This window comes from Nonomuraea sp. NPDC049714, assembly GCF_044465295.1.
Taxonomy (GTDB): Bacteria; Actinomycetota; Actinomycetes; order Streptosporangiales; family Streptosporangiaceae; genus Nonomuraea.
Genome location: NZ_JBITLM010000010.1, coordinates 104,462 through 121,092, shown reverse-complemented (window position 1 = coordinate 121,092; position 16,631 = coordinate 104,462). Strand labels below are relative to the sequence as shown.

Annotated in this window: 12 protein-coding genes; 6 read left to right on the top strand and 6 right to left on the bottom strand. The window is 71.0% G+C overall.

Going from position 1 to position 16,631, the window contains the following annotated elements; translation table 11 throughout:
• The first annotated feature begins 15 nt into the window (after nucleotides 1–15).
• The 6 genes from mshB to ACIBQX_RS33800 all read left to right on the top strand — a co-directional run bounded on the left by mshB (nucleotide 16) and on the right by ACIBQX_RS33800 (nucleotide 5,394).
• Complete coding sequence (mshB, locus tag ACIBQX_RS33825) at nucleotides 16–921, top strand: N-acetyl-1-D-myo-inositol-2-amino-2-deoxy-alpha-D-glucopyranoside deacetylase (protein WP_397011762.1); 906 nt, start codon at nucleotides 16–18, stop codon at nucleotides 919–921.
• Between the two features lie 11 nt (nucleotides 922–932).
• Complete coding sequence (locus tag ACIBQX_RS33820; protein WP_397011760.1) at nucleotides 933–1,352, top strand: DUF6113 family protein; 420 nt, start codon at nucleotides 933–935, stop codon at nucleotides 1,350–1,352.
• Between the two features lie 18 nt (nucleotides 1,353–1,370).
• The gene (locus tag ACIBQX_RS33815; RefSeq protein ID WP_397011758.1) at nucleotides 1,371–1,871 is read left to right on the top strand and encodes a flavin reductase family protein; all 501 of its coding nucleotides are present in this window, start codon (nucleotides 1,371–1,373) and stop codon (nucleotides 1,869–1,871) included.
• Nucleotides 1,868–2,299, top strand: coding sequence for a hypothetical protein (locus ACIBQX_RS33810; RefSeq protein ID WP_397011756.1), 432 nt, complete (start codon nucleotides 1,868–1,870; stop codon nucleotides 2,297–2,299). The genes ACIBQX_RS33815 and ACIBQX_RS33810 overlap by 4 nt, the downstream gene beginning before the upstream one ends.
• A gap of 30 nt (nucleotides 2,300–2,329) precedes the next feature.
• Nucleotides 2,330–3,265, top strand: a complete 936-nt coding sequence (locus ACIBQX_RS33805) for an MBL fold metallo-hydrolase (RefSeq protein WP_397011754.1) — start codon at nucleotides 2,330–2,332, stop codon at nucleotides 3,263–3,265.
• A 188-nt stretch (nucleotides 3,266–3,453) separates the two neighbouring features.
• Complete coding sequence (locus tag ACIBQX_RS33800) at nucleotides 3,454–5,394, top strand: GH32 C-terminal domain-containing protein (protein ID WP_397011752.1); 1,941 nt, start codon at nucleotides 3,454–3,456, stop codon at nucleotides 5,392–5,394.
• Between the two features lie 39 nt (nucleotides 5,395–5,433).
• Here the strand turns inward: ACIBQX_RS33800 and ACIBQX_RS33795 are convergent, their stop codons facing one another.
• The 6 genes from ACIBQX_RS33795 to ACIBQX_RS33770 all read right to left on the bottom strand — a co-directional run bounded on the left by ACIBQX_RS33795 (nucleotide 5,434) and on the right by ACIBQX_RS33770 (nucleotide 16,612).
• Nucleotides 5,434–7,956, bottom strand: coding sequence for a penicillin acylase family protein (locus ACIBQX_RS33795; RefSeq protein WP_397011750.1), 2,523 nt, complete (start codon nucleotides 7,954–7,956; stop codon nucleotides 5,434–5,436).
• 332 nt (nucleotides 7,957–8,288) lie between these two features.
• Complete coding sequence (gene cysS, locus ACIBQX_RS33790; RefSeq protein WP_397011748.1) at nucleotides 8,289–9,647, bottom strand: cysteine--tRNA ligase; 1,359 nt, start codon at nucleotides 9,645–9,647, stop codon at nucleotides 8,289–8,291.
• A 19-nt stretch (nucleotides 9,648–9,666) separates the two neighbouring features.
• On the bottom strand, nucleotides 9,667–11,511 hold the full coding sequence (locus tag ACIBQX_RS33785) for a sigma factor-like helix-turn-helix DNA-binding protein (RefSeq protein WP_397011746.1): 1,845 nt from the start codon (nucleotides 11,509–11,511) through the stop codon (nucleotides 9,667–9,669).
• Nucleotides 11,512–11,559: 48 nt separating this feature from the next.
• Nucleotides 11,560–13,467 (bottom strand): UvrD-helicase domain-containing protein, encoded by a 1,908-nt coding sequence (locus ACIBQX_RS33780; protein WP_397011744.1) that lies wholly within the window; start codon nucleotides 13,465–13,467, stop codon nucleotides 11,560–11,562.
• 5 nt (nucleotides 13,468–13,472) lie between these two features.
• Entirely contained in the window at nucleotides 13,473–15,701 is a 2,229-nt protein-coding gene (locus ACIBQX_RS33775; protein WP_397011742.1) for a hypothetical protein, read from the bottom strand.
• Nucleotides 15,702–15,835: 134 nt separating this feature from the next.
• Complete coding sequence (locus ACIBQX_RS33770) at nucleotides 15,836–16,612, bottom strand: class I SAM-dependent methyltransferase (protein WP_397011740.1); 777 nt, start codon at nucleotides 16,610–16,612, stop codon at nucleotides 15,836–15,838.
• Nucleotides 16,613–16,631 lie beyond the last annotated feature (19 nt).

The window sequence follows — 16,631 nt, the reverse complement described above, 5'->3', positions numbered from 1 at the left end:
GTTACGCTCGGGACCATGATTGACCGACGGCTGCTGCTCGTGCACGCCCACCCGGATGACGAGTCGATCGGCACCGGGGCGACCATGGCGCGCTACGTCGCCGAGGGCGCCCACGTCACCCTCGTGACCTGCACCCTGGGCGAGGAGGGGGAGATCATCCCGCCGGAGCTCGCCCACCTGGCCGCCGACCGGGACGACACGCTCGGCCTGCACCGGATCGGGGAGCTGGCCGCGGCCTGCGCGGCGCTCGGCGTCGAGGACCACCGCCTGCTCGGCGGGCAGGGGCGCTGGCGCGACTCGGGCATGATGGGCGCCGCCTCCAACGACCGGCCCGAGGCGTTCTGGCAGGCCGACCTGGACGAGGCGGCCGGCGAGCTGGTCAAGGTGATCCGCGAGGTGCGGCCCCAGGTGCTGGTCACCTACGACGACAACGGCCACTACGGCCATCCCGACCACATCCAGGCCCATCGGGTCTCCCGGCGGGCGGCCGAGCTGGCCGCGGACGCGGGGTTCGGCGAGGGCGATCCGTGGCTGATCGCGAAGTTCTACTACACGGCCAGCGCCAGGTCCGTGATGCGTCGTACGAACGAGGCGCTCAGCGAGGCCGGCACCGGCTTCATCGTGGAGAGCGTGGACGAGATGCCGTTCGGCAGCCCCGACGAGGTGATCACCACCGAGATCGACGCGCGCCCGTGGATCGGCCACAAGGTGGCGGCCATGCGCGCGCACGCGACGCAGATCACCGTGCGGGAGCCGTGGTTCGCGCTGTCGAACGACATCGGCCAGGAGATGCTGGGCGTGGAGCACTTCATCCTGGCCAGCGGGCTGCGCGGGCCGGCCGTGCCGGGGCCGCCGGTGGAGGCGGGAGGGCTCGGTGAGCCGTACGACCGCGAGAACGATCTGTTCGCCGGGATCCACTAATCTCGTTCGACATGGAGCAACGCAGCCAGGCCGAGTCGGCCTTGGCAGGAGCCGCCTACGGCATGCTCTTCGTGCTGGGCGTCGTCATGGGCGTCGTGGGCGGGTTCACCCATGGCGGTGAGATCTGGCCGGCCGGGCCGGTTCCCGTCACGGCGATCATCTGGCTGCTCGCCCTGTTCGGCGTCTGCCTGGGCGCCGGCAGGATGATGCGCTCGCGCCTCGGCGCGGGCGTGATCGCGGTGGGGTGGCTGCTGGTGTCGATGGCGTTCTCGTTCGAGCTCGGCGCCGGCGACCTGGTCATCTCGGGCAGCACCGCAGGGTACGTGTACCTCTACGGCGGGATCTGCGCCCTGGTCGCGGCCTTCTGGCTGTCGCCCTCATCGGGTCGTTCGTGGTTGATGCACGGGCACCCGGAGAGCAGCCAGTTATAGGAGCATAAAGTAATCTTTGTGCACCATGGATCCATAGAGCGGCACGTAGATCGGCAAACCTACCGTAAGGTCGTTGGCCGATTCGCCACAGGCGTGGCGATCGTCACGACTCGCATCGGCGGCGTCGACCACGCCATGACGGTCAACTCGTTCACCTCCGTGTCGCTGGATCCCCTGCTCGTGCTCTTCTGCGCGGAGAAGGTGGCCCGCTTCCACGACGCCGTGCTGGAGACCGGGGTGTGGGGGGTGTCGGTGCTGCCCGATTCCATGCGGGACGCCTCGCAGTTCTTCGCGCACCGAGGGCGGCCGCTGAACGGGCAGCTCACCAGGTGGCCGCACCACCGGGGCGAGTCGGGGGTGGCGCTTTTCGACGCCGCGCTGGCGACGGTGGAATGCGACACGCACGCGGTCCATCCCGGCGGTGACCATTCGATCATCGTGGGAGCCGTGACAGCCCTGGGGGCGCCCGCCGAGGGGGCGCCGCTGATCTATCACGAGGGGGAGTACAAAAGGCTGTGAAGCGGCGCTATCGGGTGCGTCGGGTGGTCAACTACGTCAACCTCGCCACCCCGCTCGGCCTGCTGCTCTGCGTCGTGGGCGGCGCCACGAGGCGGCCGGGGCCCGACGGGCTGGTGCTCGCCTGCGGTTACCGCTTCCGCTTCCCGATCGCCGGCGCGTTCACCGTCGGCAACGTGGTGCTGACCAGGCGCGATTCGCTCGGTGAGCGGCTGCTCTTGCACGAGGGCAGGCACGCGACCCAGTGGGCGTGGTGCGCGGGCCTGCCCATGCTGCCGCTGTACCTCCTGGCGATGCTGGTCTCGGTGGTGGTCTGCGGTGACCAGGCTTCGTACAACCCCTTCGAGCGCCTGGCGAACCTGGATGACGGCGGATACCCACGTGCGCCCCTGCGCCGGCGCGGACGCGCAGGTGAGCGTCGCTCAACGTGAGTGATCCACCGCGCGGGGCAGTGGCAGTCCATGACGCAGCAGATCACTCATGTTCCGCATCGGCCGGTGCATTACCGGGACCGGCTCACCGAAACCCTCCCGGAGTTCCGCGAGTTGCTCAGCATCATGTGGCACACCACGTTCCCCCCGGACCTGCGTGACGCCGGTCGCATCCCCGTCGCCACCGGGCCCGCCACGGCCGTCACGGGCGAGTCGACGATCACCTGGGTCGGCCACGCGACGTTCGTGCTGCGGATCGGCGGGCGCACGATCCTGACCGACCCCGTCTGGTCGCGCCGGCTCCCCGGGGTGCGATCGCGGCTGACGGCGCCGGGTGTCGCCTGGGAGGAGTTGCCGGAGATCGACGCCGTGGTGATCAGCCACAACCACTATGACCATCTGGACTGGCCGACCGTGCGCAGGCTGCCGAGGGACACCCCCGTCCTGGTGCCGGCGAGCCTGGGGTCCTGGTTCACCCGGCGCGGATTCACCGAGGTCGTCGAGCTGGACTGGTGGGAGTCCGCGCGGGTCGGCGGCGTGCGCTTCGACTTCGTGCCCGCGCATCACTGGAGCAGGCGCACGCTCTGGGACACCTGCAGGACCCTGTGGGGCGGCTGGGTGATCGACGGCTCGGTCTACTTCGCGGGCGACACCGGCTATGGCGAGCGGCTGGCCCAGATCGGTGAGCGGTACCCGGGGCTGGACCTGGCGCTGATGCCGATCGGCGCCTACCAGCCGCCGTGGGCCATGGAGCCCGCCCACGTCAATCCGGCGCAGGCGGTCCAGGGCTGCCTGGACGTGGGCGCGCGGCGGATGGCCACCATGCACTGGGGCACGTTCGTGCTGTCGGGCGAGCCGCTGCTGGAGCCGCTGGAGTGGACCCGGTCGGAGTGGGCGGCACGCGGCCTGCCCCGCGAGGACCTGTGGGATCTGGCGGTGGGGGAGACCCGGTCGTTCGCGGCCTGAAATCCTGTATTTCCAATTTGTTACGGCCTGAGGCATTGACGCGCCCCGCTCCGGGGGCCGATCATCTCAGCACGCGATGTCAACGTTGACATATGTCAACGTTGACACATCATCCCCCCAGGTGAGAGGCGCATTAAGGCACTCATCTGAGACCGCGTGACTCAGGAGAAGACCCCATGCACAGGATCATGCGTCGCTTAGCGGCCCTGTTCGCGCTCGCCACTTTGGCCGCGCTGACCACCTCATCGCCCGGTCACGCGGGCGAGACGGCCGACTATCCAGAGTTCCCCTACCAGCCGACCTCCTACGGCGAGCCGCAGCGGGGCCAGTTCCACTTCAGCTCGCAGAGCGGCTGGATGAACGACCCGAACGGGCTGCTCCACTACAAGGGCACCTACCACTTCTTCTACCAGCACAACCCGCACGGCCTGGAATGGGACACCATGCACTGGGGCCATGCCACCAGCACCGACATGGTGCACTGGACGCAGAAGCCCATCGCCCTGGAGCCGGGGGTCCACCCCGGTGACCTCTTCTCCGGCGCGGGCGTCGTCGACCACGCCAACACCTCCGGGCTGCGCTCCGGCGAGGAGGCCCCGTTCGTGGTCTTCTCCGGCACCAACGGCGTCACGGTCTTCTACAGCACCGACGCCGGCCGTACCTTCAAGTCCTACGACAACGGCCGCAAGGTCGTCACCATGCCCGGCACCAGCCGCGACCCCAAGGTGCTGTGGCACGAGGCCACCAAGCGGTGGGTGATGCTGGTCTGGTCCGACGAGGGCGGCAACGGCGCCAACTTCTACACCTCGCCGAACCTGCTCGACTGGACCTTCCAGAGCAGGTTCGAGGCGGACTGGTTCTTCGAGTGCCCGGACCTGTTCGTGCTGCCGGTCGACGGTGACAAGCGCGAGATGAAGTGGGTGCTCACCGACGCGAGCGCCGAGTACGTCGTCGGCGAGTTCGACGGCAGGACGTTCAGCACCGACTGGACGCGGCCGCAGCGGATGGACGCGGGCCGCACCAACGTCGGCGGCTCCTTCTACGCCGCGCAGGTCTTCAACGACATGCCCGACGACCGGGTCGTGCAGATGGCCTGGATGGGCGAGAACCGGGGCGCCACCTGGACGGGCAACGCGAGCTTCCCCTCGGTGCTCGGCCTGCGCGGCACCCCGGACGGCCCGCGCGTCACCCGCACGCCCGTCGAGGAGGTCGAGAAGCTGCGCGACGGCACCTTCTCGCTGCGCAACGAGATGCTACGGCCGGAGACCGCAGGGCGGTTGCTCCGCGACCAGTCAGTCGACACCTACGAGGTGGAGGCCGAGTTCGACCTCCGGGGCTCCACCGCCACCCGGTTCGGGCTGCGGCTCGACGTGCGGCCGAACGGGGTCGCGGGCAAGGAGGTCCTGTACGACGCCAAGGCCCGCACGCTGAACGGCGCCGCGCTTGAGCCGGTGCGCGACCGGGTCAAGATGCGGATGCTGGTCGACCGGGCGCAACTGGAGGTGTTCGGCAACGACGGCCGGCTCTCCATCACCGAGGGCGTCAACTTCGATCCCCGGCCGGACAGCCGGGGCGTGTCGCTGCACACCGACGGCCGGATCAGGCTGGTCTCCCTCACGATCCACGAACTGGCCTCCACCTGGGGCCTGGGCGAGCCGACCCTGAACCACGACCTGCCGGGCCAGTGGCGGACGGTGGGCGGCTCCTGGACGGACGTCGCGTGGGGCAAGCAGGCCGTGGCGGGCGGGGACGCCTTCTACCTCAGCGACCACACAGGCGCCGACTTCACCTACGAAGGAGACGTGCGGCTGGTCTCGGGCGTGGCCGCCGCGCTGACCTTCAGGGCCGACCCGCTGGCGAAGCAGCACTACACGATGAACATCGACAGCAAGGCGGGCGTGGTGAAGCTGTGGCGGCCGGGCCGTGACATCGCCACCTACAAGACGCCGATCACCCTCGGCCAGACGTACCACCTCAAGGTGGTGGCCAAGGGGGACAATCTCAAGGTGTACCTCGGTGACGGCGCGGAACCGGTGATCGACGCGACCGACGGCGAGTTCGCCAGTGGTCACTTCGGGCTGAACGTCTACAACGGCACCGCCCAGTACCAGAACATCCGGGTCAGCTGACCGTGACGGGCCCGGAGCCGCCGGCTCCGGGCCCGAGGGTCAGGGGGTGAGGCGCAGGACGTGCACGGCGGCCTTCTTGACCGAGTCCGTCTCCGAGTACATCGGCAGCAGCTCACCCCTGGCCCAGCGCGGCGCCTGGTCCCAGTAGTTGGCGTGGAAGGCGTGACCGGAGGCGCCCGTCAGGTTGATCCACTGCGACTTGTCCAGGTCGGCCAGGTCCACGATCATCCGCATCGAGGGCACCGTGGTGATCGTGTAGTCCTGCCGCACGTCCCAGCCGGTGGCGTTGACCGCGTCCTTGCCGCCCGCCACCGGGAGCGGGCCCCGGTTGAACAGCGCCTCGATCGGCGCGATCCCCGACGTGCCGAGCGAACCGTGGGTGAGGGTGAGCCGGTGCAGATCGCCCCACCGCCACGCCTTGACGTCCGTGCCCAGCAGGTCGGAGACCTCCTGGTAGGCCGAGGCCATGGCCTGGCGCAGGATGTCGTCGCGGCCCTCCTTGAGCCCCTCGGTGGCGATGTCGTCCCAGAAGGGGTCGTCCGGGGTGTCGAGCAGCCGCCCCACCACCTCGTACCAGCGGTCGCCGCCGCCCGGCCAGGCACGCTCGGGCAGGTCGTCGTGGAAGGTCAGCCGCAGCAGGTGCCGCCAGATCGCGTTGAAGTACGCCGCCGGGGCCGAGCCGACCCCCTGGGAGCCGTCCCAGCCGTCGAGCAGCCGCCTGGCCTCGGCGCTCGGGCCCGCCAGGCCCACCTCCATCAGCATCGGGACCAGCCTGGCCGCGAAGCCGTTGTGGGTGTCCTGCTGGATCCGCGACATGGCGGCGGCGTCCACCTTGCCCTTGCCGATCTCCTCCTTGAGCCGGTCCAGGATGCGCTGGGAGCGGTAGCCGTACGCCCAGTCCTTCGTCAGCAGCGGCCCGTAGCGCCGGGGGTCGATGACGGCGTTGTTGGCGGTGACGACGAAGCCCTCGGCCGGGTCGCGCACCGACGGGAGCTGGTCGTACGGGATGGGGGCGGTCTTCCAGTCGTACTCGCCCGTCCAGCCGGGGACGGGCACGGTGCCGTCGCCCCTGGTCCGTACGGGGATGCGGCCGGGGGCCTGATAGCCGATGGTGCCGGTGACGTCGGCGTAGACCAGGTTCTGGGCCGGCACCTCGAACAGGGCGGCGGCGGCGCGGAACTCGTGCCAGTCGCTCGCCTCGTTCAGCGCGAAGATCGCGTCGGCGGTCCTGCCGGGCATCAGCGCCGTCCAGGACAGGGCCACGGCGTTCGCCTCGCCGGTCTTGTCCAAGCCCTCCTGGACGCCGCCGATCACGCCGTTCACCAGCGGCCCGTGCCGCGTGCCGCGCACAGTGAGCGAGACGGTCTTGCCGCCCGCCACCTTGATCAGCTCCTCGCGGGACTCCAGCTTGACCTGTTCGCCCTGGTAGAGGTAGGTGTCGCCGTCCACCTGCTCCAGGAACAGGTCGGCCACGTCGGGGCCCAGGTTGGTGAATCCCCAGGCGATCTCGTCCGTGTGGCCGATGATCACGCCGGGGACGCCCGAGAAGGAGAAACCGGTCACGTCGTACGCGCACGCCTCGGTCACCTTCCGGCAGTGCAGCCCGACCTGGTACCAGACGGACGGCATCGACGCGGACAGGTGCGGGTCGTTGGCCAGCAGCGGCCTGCCGCTGGCCGTGTGCTCGCCCGCCACCACCCACGAGTTGGAGCCGAGACCGTCGCGGTCGACACCGCCCAGGGTGCCGGGCACGGCGGCGAGCGTCGCGGCGGCCTGGGTGAGGACGCGCGCGCCGGCGCGGGGCTCGTCCTTCTTCTTCCGCCGTCCCGGCTCGGCCGCCTGGTCGAAGCGCTCTTGGTCGATCGTGCCCTGCGTGACGATCGGGTCGTGCTCGTCGTACGGATACCCCGGGTAGAGCTGGTCCACCCGCTCGGCCGGCAGCTTGGTGCGGGCGAGCGCGCGGTCGATCTCGTTGTCCAGGTTGGAGCGCAGGTCCCAGGCCATGGCCTTGAGCCAGGACAGGGAGTCGAGCGCGGTCCAGGGCTCCGGCGTGTAGCCGCCGTTGGTCACCTTGAGCACGGAGTACTCGAAGCTGCGGTCGGAGGCGTTGGGGTTGGCCGCCAGCCAGGCGTTGACACCCTTGGCGTAGGCGTCGAGGTAGCGCTTGGTGGCGTCGGTCAGGTCGGGTAACTCCTGCTCGGCGACCCGGCGCCAGCCCATCGTCCTGATGGCCTTGTCGTTGTCGAGCGTCGCCTGGCCGAACAGCTCCGACAGCCGCCCGGCGGTCAGGTGCCGCCGGAAGTCCATCTCCCAGAATCGGTCCTGCGCGTGCACGAAGGCCTGGGCCATGAACAGGTCTTCGGAGGTGTCAGCGTAGATGTGCGGAATTCCCGCTTTATCACGATAAATCTCCACATTCCCGGATAAACCGGGGAGTCGCAGGCTGCCCTCCAGCTGTGGGAACGACCGCTTGACCGTATAGGCGACCACCGCCGAGAGAACGAGCATCAGCACCAGGAGGACGGTCAGAATCCGCAGGAACCAGCGCAATGGCCAGGGCATCCATGCATATGGTCTCAACCTCACGAATACCTCCAACTTCCCAGGCTGGACCTAAGTCTGACAGCCCTAGATCACTCCTCCTGCCGCCGTCACAGCCGGTTCCGTCCCCGGTACGGCAGGGGTTCTCGCAACCCCGTTGCAACCCAAGATCTGCCTATCGTGCGTACGGCGCGTATCCGTCCACACCCCCGCACCAGGACGGCGCCACCGGGCGGACGGCCCCTGCCATGCCGTCCGCCCACCTTCTTCGGACGATCATGAACACAACTATAAATGATCATGAACGGGCACGCGGCAGCCGTACGACGCTCAGCGGGCGGCGGCGGTCTCGATCAGGACCGGGTCTGGCCGTCGGGGGCGTCCGCGATTCTGACGCCGAGCGCGGCGAGCTCGTCGCTCAGCCGGTCGGCGGCGGTCCAGTCCTCGGCCTCCCGCGCGCGGGACCGCTGCCGCAGCAGCTCGGCCGCGCCGGGCGGCAGCGCGGCCGGCGCCCTGCCGATCTCGATGGACAGGTCGAGGGCGAGGACCTGGTCGAGATGCAGGAACGACTCGAACTTCGCTCCCGGCGCCACGGACTCGTCGCCTTCGAGGTCGAGCAGGACGCGCAGCGCGGTCGGGGTGTCGAGGTCGTCGTCGAAGGCGGCCTCGACGCGCTCGACGTAGGAGGCGGCCATCGGGGCGCTGGGCGACTCCGACCACTCGGCGACCCGGGAGCGCCAGCGACGCAGGGTGCGGTCGGCGGCGCGCAGGCCGTCCCAGGTGAGGTTCATCTGGTGGCGGTAGGGGTGCTCCATGAACGCCAGGCGCACGGCCAGCGGGTCGAGCCCGGCCTCGGCCACGTCGGAGAGCCGCACGAGGTTGCCGGTGGACTTGGCCATCTTGCGGCCGTCGAAGATCAGATGTTCGCCGTGCACCCAGTGCTGGACGACCTCGTGCCCGGCCGCCGCGTCGGACTGGGCGCGCTCGTTCTCGTGGTGCGGGAAGCGCAGGTCGGCGCCGCCGGTGTGCAGGTCGATGTGCTCGCCGAGGAAGCTCAGCGCCATGGCCGAGCACTCGACGTGCCAGCCGGGAAAGCCGCGGCCCCACGGCGTTTCCCAGGTCAGCTCGCCCTCTGCGGGCTGCCACAGCGCCCAGTCGGCGTGGAAGCGCTTGCGCGGATCGGCGGCCCCGATGCCGCGCGCGGGCTTCAGCGTGTCGACCCTGTTGCCGGAGATCTCCCCGTAGGAGGGGAAGGACTGGGCGGCGAAGAAGACCGAGCCGTCGGGGACGGTGTAGGCGTGCTCCCGCTCGATCAGCTTGGCGATGAGCTCGACCATCTGGTCGATCGTCTCGCTGGCGCGCGGGGTGTGCTCGGCCGGCCGCAGGTTGAGCGCCTCCATGTCGGCTCGGAAAGCGGCCTCGTAGTCGCGGGTCAGCTCGGCGGTCGGGCGTCCCTCGGCCCGCGCCCGCAGGCGGACCTTGTCCTCGCCGCTTTCGGCGAGGTGGCCCACGTCGGTGATGTTCTGGCAGACGACCACGCGCACGCGCTGCCGCTCCAGGACTCTGCGGATCAGGTCGGACAACAGGTAGGAGCGCAGATTGCCGACATGCGGGCGCCGGTGAACCGTCGGCCCGCAGGTGTACATCCGCATGGCGCGAGCGGGCTTGATGGACTCGACCTGCCTGGCGCGCGTGTCGTGAATCCGCAGCATCCTTCGAGCCTATCCGGAGTCAGCCTCCCAGGTAGCCGAGGATGTCGCGGTCGCCGCGCTCGCGCAGCCGGGCGAAGACCTCCTCGCGGATGGCCGTGTCCGGCAGCCCGATGCGGGCCCCGATGAGCCGCAGTCCCTCCGCCTCCGACGTCACGGGGGCGGTGTAGCCGATGAGGTAGAGCGCCCGGTTCAGCGGCGGCATCCCGGCGGGAGCACCCGGGAGGTAGCGGGTCAGCAGCTCGCCGCCGTCCGACACGGTGAGGAAGACGTGGTCCCCCTCGGCGGCCTTGAAGTCGGCGAGCACGTTGCGGATCGAGCCCATCGTCGGCTGGTTGTGCCAGCTGATCACCACGTCGCCGGACGGCGTCGCGGCGGTGAGCTGCCCGCCTGGGGCCATCCCGAGATAGGCGGCGAACCCGGTGGGCAGCGGGGAGCCGGATCCGCGCAGGTGCTCGGCGTTGACGTCCACCCGGTGCCACCAGCGCCCGTCCCGGCTGCGGAAGCTGCGGCGGGTCTCCGACACGTCCTTGCGCGGCTGGTACGGCTCGGCCTCGCCGGTGGGGGAGGTGCCCGCCACCCGGATCCACCCGCGCTGGGTCCGCTCGAACCCGGGCCCGCCCGAGTAGGCGCGCACCGAGCTCTCGCTCACGTCGTAGCGCGAGGTGAGGCTGGCCACGATGGTGCTGACCGAGGCCTCGCCGCCGGCCCGCTCGATCTCCCTGGCGATCATCTCCCTGATCCCCAGGTACTCGTCGCCGCCCCAGCGGGTCAGGCCGTACTTGTTCCGGTCGACGCGGCGGAAGCGGTCGTCGGCGGTGAGCTGGTTGCGGATGCCGACCAGGCTGTAGTCCTCGCCGATGCTCTCCTGGATCTCCTCCGGGGCCATCGGCCGCTTGGCCACGGCCAGCACGGCCTCGGCCTTCTCGTTGATGCTGCGCGGCCACGGCACCACGTGCTCGTCCAGCACCCGGAGCTGGGGCACGGCCAGGATCCACCGCTCGGCCACGTCCTCGCGGACGCCGAGCTGGGCGACCATGCTCACGGCCTCGGCCAGCGGGCGCGGCCCGTCGGTGAACAGCTGGCGGGTCTTCTCCCGCAGCTCGTCGGCGCCGCCCGCGACCAGCCAGCCGTCGGCCTGCTCGTAGCCGGTCAGCAGGGTGCGCACGAAACGCCAGGCGGGGATGCCCAGCGCGTGAAGATCACCACGATGCCAGGGCACGGCCGCCGCGAGGTCGTCGGCCGGCACCGCGGAGCCGAGCCTGCCGCGCAGCCAGGTGACGTGCGCGACGAGCGCGACCGCCTCCGGGCCGCCCAGCCAGGCCTCGACGTGGTCGCGCAGGTCCCGCTCGATCTGCCTGATGCGCTCCCTGGTCACCGAGAAGCGCTGGGCCAGCTCGTCGAGCGTGACCCGGTTGACCGCGTACAACCTGTCCCTGGCGATCGCCCGCTGCCGCTCGTCCAGCGTGGCGAACAGGGCGTCGATCGCCTCGGGCAGCGGCCGGTCCGGCCGGGCGGGCGTGGGCACGGCGGCGGAGGCGGGCTCCAGCAGCCGGTCGAAGACGCCGCCGAAGAGCTTCTGCACGACGTCCTTGCCGAGCATCTCCGGCGTCCGCTCGGCCTCGGCGGGGTCGGAGAAGCGCAGCAGCGGCAGAATGTCGCCCAGCAGCAGGTGTCCCCAATGGGCCACGGCGAGGTCGGCCAGCCGGCCCGCCACCGTCTGCGTTCCGACGATGGCGCACACGCGGTCGAGCGGAATCGCCTGCCACCAAGCCTCGGGCAGCTGGGGCTCGTCCGCGATCGGCGCTATCTGGCCAGGTGAGGTCCAGCGCAGGGGTGGCGCGATGTCGCTCAGACTGAGGTTCATTGGGGTCCAACCGGCAATGGGTAGATATCCGCAGTTCAGACTATGTGATCAGAAGGACAAAAATGGGCTTCCTCTCCCTGAATGGGATATATAGAGCATGGAACGGGCCCGCGTACAGGCCACGAACAGCATGCTTCGCTCACGCTGCAGAGCCCGCGCGCGTGCGCCGGGATCATCGGGAGGCTGCTCCGGCACGACCCCCTCGGACACCCCTATCAGCGCCACGCGGTCGAATTCCAGCCCCTTGAGATTCTGGAACGTCGACACCCGCACCGGCGCGTCCCCCAGCACCCGCCGGGCCTCGCGCACCAGCCGCGGATCACGCGCCCCCACGGCGATCCGATCCGCGGGCACGCCCGCCTCCAGCCAGGAGGCGACGGTGATCGCCAGACCGGCGAGCTCCGCCTCGCGCGTGTCGTACGCCCGCACGACCGGCCGCTCCCCGGCGTGCGCGCCACGGAAGCCGTACATCGACGACATGCCCTTGACCAGCCCGTCGGCGGGCCCGCCACCGCGCACCCTGACCGCGAACGTCACCAGCTCGCGCGACAGCCGATGGGACAGCTTGAGCGTGTGCTGCACGGCGGGGATGCCCACCGCGCTGAGCGCCACGTGCGTGTCGGTGACCCGCTGGTGCGGGTCCCCGACGATGAACAGGTCGTCGTACGTGCGCGGCACCGCCGCCCGCAGCAGCCGCCACTGCGCCGGGCTGACGTCCTGCGCCTCGTCCACCACTATGTGACGGTACGGTTTACGCCCCGGTTCCACGTCGTCGAGCAGGTCGCCCGTGGTCCTCGACAGCAGCATGAGGGCCTCGTCGACGATCTCGTCCATGCTCCGCGCGCCCGGCCCGACCAGCGCAGGACGCCGCCCCTCCGACTGGGCCACGATGCGCATCGCCAGACGTTCGGGATTGTCCACCTCGACCCGCTTGCGCACCACGTCGTCGGGGATGAGCAGGTCCAGCCTGGACGACAGCTCCTCGGCCAGCCCCTGCGAGAACGTCGCCAGCAGCACCGGCCCGCGGCCGCGCGCGGCCAGGTGGGCGGCCCGGTGCAGGGCCACCAGCGTCTTGCCTGTCCCCGCGCCGCCGATCACCAGCACGGGATGCTCGTAACGCGGGGCCCTGGCCAGGCGGTGCTGCGGCGGATGCAGGTAGGTGCACCAGTCGGGCGCCGTCAGCGCCTGCTCCAGCTCGACCTTGTCGGCGGTGAACACCGCCCGGTCCGGGCTGCGCAGCAGCGCCGCGTGCAGATCGTCGGGATCGACCGGATCCTCGCCAGAGCCGCCAGAGCCGCCAGAGCCGCCAGAGCCGCCGGCTCCGCCTGCCCCGCCAGAGCCGCCGTCCACGGCGGATCCGCCGGTGGATCCGGGCACGGCCCGGCAGCCGTCCAGCTCCCGCCACGCCTCCGCGAGGGTGCCGCCCCTGGCCAGCACCGCGAGCGGCAGGTGCTGCGTCGGCGGCAGCAGCGGCGCGAGCGCCTCCACGTCGGCCTCGGTGGTGATGAGCCGCACCAGGGGCAGTGCGCGCACGTCGATGCCGAGCGCGATCAGGTCGCCGTCGCAGATCGGCTCGAACAGCCGTGAGACGCCGGCCGACCGGCGCAGCGCGGGCTCCACCCGCTCCAGCGCCTCGGCGTCCCACTCCTCGACGACGCCGATCACCGGGTTGATCCCGTAGCGATGCCGGGTGGCGTACGCCCAGGCCTCCGGCTCGGGCAGCACGGTGAGCAGCCAGTAGACGTCCTTCTGGCGCACCACCACGCCGCGCACGCCCTCGGCCAGCCGCAGGGTCGCCACCCGCGCGTCCCGGCCGCCCCTGACCCGCTCCGGGTGCGGGGCGCCTGCCACGTTCAGCAGGAAACGCCGCAGCGCGACCACGGCGTCCCTGCGCACCGGCGGGGCCAGTGCGCTGAGCTCCCTGGGGAACGCGGGGCCGATCGCGAGCCGCGGCACGGCTCTCAGTCCAGCAGGGCGAGCAGGTCGCGGTCCCCGCGTTCGCGGAGCCTGGTGAGCAGGTCGGGCAGGCCCACCGGGCCGGTCATTCCTATCCTCGTGGCGATCACCCTGGCGGCCTGGTCACGGGTTCCGCCCGGAGCCGTGTAGCCGACCAGGCGCAGCGCCTTGGTGATCTTCTCGGCGCTCTGCGCGGCCACCGGCAGGTGCCTGGCCCGCAGCACGCCCTCGTCCGACAGCGTGAGGAACAGGTGGCCGCCTTCCTTCGCCCCGACGTCGGCCAGCAACCGCTCGATCGACTCCAGAACCGGCCTGCCGTGCCACGTCATGGTCAGCTCCCCGGCGGCGCTCCTGACCGTCCTGCTCTCCCCGGGCGACAGCCCCAGGTAGGCGGCGAACCCGGTCGGCAGCGCGCACTCGCTCCCGGACAGCTGCTCGGCCGTCACGTCGATGCGCAGCCACCACCGCCCGTCCGGCTGGCGGAAGCACCGCCTGGTCTGGGAGACGTCCTTCAACGGCTGGTACGGCTTGCCGGAGTGCTCGTCCGAGGCCCCGTTGCCCTCGGCCGGCACGGCCACCGGCGCGAACGCCTGGAACTGCGACGGCACGGGATCCGGCGGCACGAACCCGGGCGGCAGCGGCGCCGCCTGTCCGGGCATCGGGCCCAGCGGCAGGGCGGCGGCCTGGACGAAGACGGGCGGTCCCGCGTCCTCACCCGACTCGAACGACTCCTGTGGGGGGACGTGCGGTCCCGGCGGCAGGGTCGCGAGCACGAACTGCCAGGCGGGCACCTCCAGCGCGCGGATCTCCTTGCCGTGCCAGTCCGCGGCGCTGATCAGCCGCTCCTTGGGCGCGGTCGTGCCGATCGTCTTGCGCAGCTCGTCCAGATGCGCCCGGTAGGGGGCGGCCTCGTCGCTGGCCAGCCAGTTGTCCAGCTTGGCCCACAGCCGCGCCTCCGTGGCGGAGATCTCGGCGGGGGGCACGGCGAACAACTTGGCGAGCTGGTCCACGGCCGACGGCTGGTCGGTGAAGACCCGGTTCTGCGCCACGGCCCAGCTCTTGTCGTCGAGCCCCGCGAACGCGGCCTCGATGAGCTCGGGCAGCTCATCCACCTCAGCCTGCTCGCCCTGCGGCTCAGCGTCCTTCACGCCCTGAAGCCCGGCGTCCTGAAGCCCGGCCTCCCGGGGCTCAGCGTCGTCCTCCTCGGCCTGCGAACCGGCCTTCGGCTCGGCCTCACGCTCGGCCCCCGACTGGGCCGCCGGCTCGGCCGCCTCCTCGGCGGCGGGCTCCGGAGCGGGCTCGTCAGCGGCGTCCAGCACCGGCTCCGCCTTGTCGCCTACCTCGGCGTCGGCCTCGTCACCCGCCTCGGCGTCGCTCTCTGCCTCTACCTCGGCTACCTCTACCTCGGCGTCGCTCTCTGCCTCGGCCTCTGCCTCGGCGTCGGCCTTGGCCTCGCGGTCGGCGGTCTCGTCGATCGGCTCGTCGTCGGCATCGAGCACCGCCGGACCGGCGTCCTGCCCGGCCCTGGCCGCTGACGGCTCCGCCTCTCCGAGGGGATCTGCGAGGGGATCTTCGAGGGCCTGTTCGGCATGCTGCGCGGCCTGCGGCTCCTCCTCGGACTCCTCGTCCAGGGTGTCCTCGCCGCGTTCGTCAGACGCCCCCTCAGCCTCGTGCGCGTACGCCTCGTGCGCGCGCGCGACGGCGGCCACCGACTCGGAGAGCACGACCTCAGGCTTGACGACCTCAGGCTTGACGACCTCAGGCTCGGCAGCCTTCCGCCCGGGGCTGACGGCCACCGGCTCGGCGAGGAGGGGCGCCGGGTGGGCGGAGGTGGGCGCCAGCCGCACCAGAGCCGCAGAGAACAGCGTGCTCAGCACCGGGCGGGCCTGGACGAACGGCTGGTCGACCAGCTCCCTGCTGGTCAGCGCCAGCAGGCCGGGCCACGAGCCCGCACGGTCGAGCGCGATCGCCACGTGCGGATCGTCCGCCTCGTCGGGATCGAGCATGTGCAGCGCCGGGAGTACGTCGCCCACGGCGGCGGCGGGCCAGTGCTCGAGCGCGATCTCGGTGAGCAGCCCGCCGAGCGCCTCGGGCCCGATGGCCGCCAGCACGAGCGGCATGGGCAGGCTCCGCCACCAGGCATCCGGCAGGTCGGGCTGCCCGGTGAGCAGCGTGATCGTGGACGCGTCGCTCCACCTCAACGGTGGTACGAGGTCGCTCAGGCAGAAGTTCATCCCGTTCCGTTCACCAGCCCCTCACGCCGCCGTTTCGTCGCGGGCTCTTCACCGTCGAGTAGCGATGCCATCATCTCGCGCCTACGAACAGACCATAGTCCGGCAAAACAGCCCTACGCATCATGCACTACGCATCAACGTCGAACGGCGGCAAACCGCAGACGCACGTAGTCGGCCATCCAGCCCGTCTCGCGGCGCAACGCCGGCGCGGCCAACTCGTTCACCCGCTGGAGCAGGGGCTCGACAAGATCCGGCGGCAGCCCGTCGAGAGCCGAGGCGGCGAACACCCGCACCCAGTCGGCGGCCCCGCCCGGACACTCGTCGAGCGGCGTGGGCCGGTCGAAGTACTCCAGCAGCCGCACCACGAAACCCTCCCGCTCAAGAATGCGGGCGTAGTCGGCGGGCGTGGGGAAGTACCACGGCAGATCGGGCTCACGCAGGCCGTACTCCCGCCAGGCCGTGAGCATCGCGGTGGTCAGCTCGGCGCAGTTGCCCGCCCCGCCCATCTCCGCGACGAAGCGCCCGCCCGGCGCGAGCGCCTCGCGCACGCTGCCGACGACCGCCGCGGGGTCGCGGCTCATCCAGTGCAGCGCCGCGTTGGAGAAGACCGCGTCGTACGGCCGGGCCACGGTGAAGTCGTGCCCGTCGCCGACGATGAAGTTGATGCCCGGATACTGCGCCAGGGCCTTTTCGATCATCCCCGCGGAGCCGTCGATGCCCAGCACCTCGGCGCCGCGGAAGGCGATCTGCGCGGTGAGCACGCCGGTGCCGCACCCGAGGTCGAGCACGCGTTCGCCGGGCTGCGGGTCGAGCAGGTCGACCAGCGGCGCGCCCTGGGTGGAGACGTAGCCGAAGCTGCTGTCGTAGGCGCGACTGTTCCACCGCTCCAAGCTCGGTGTGTCATATCGCAAGACGGATCAGCTCTCATTC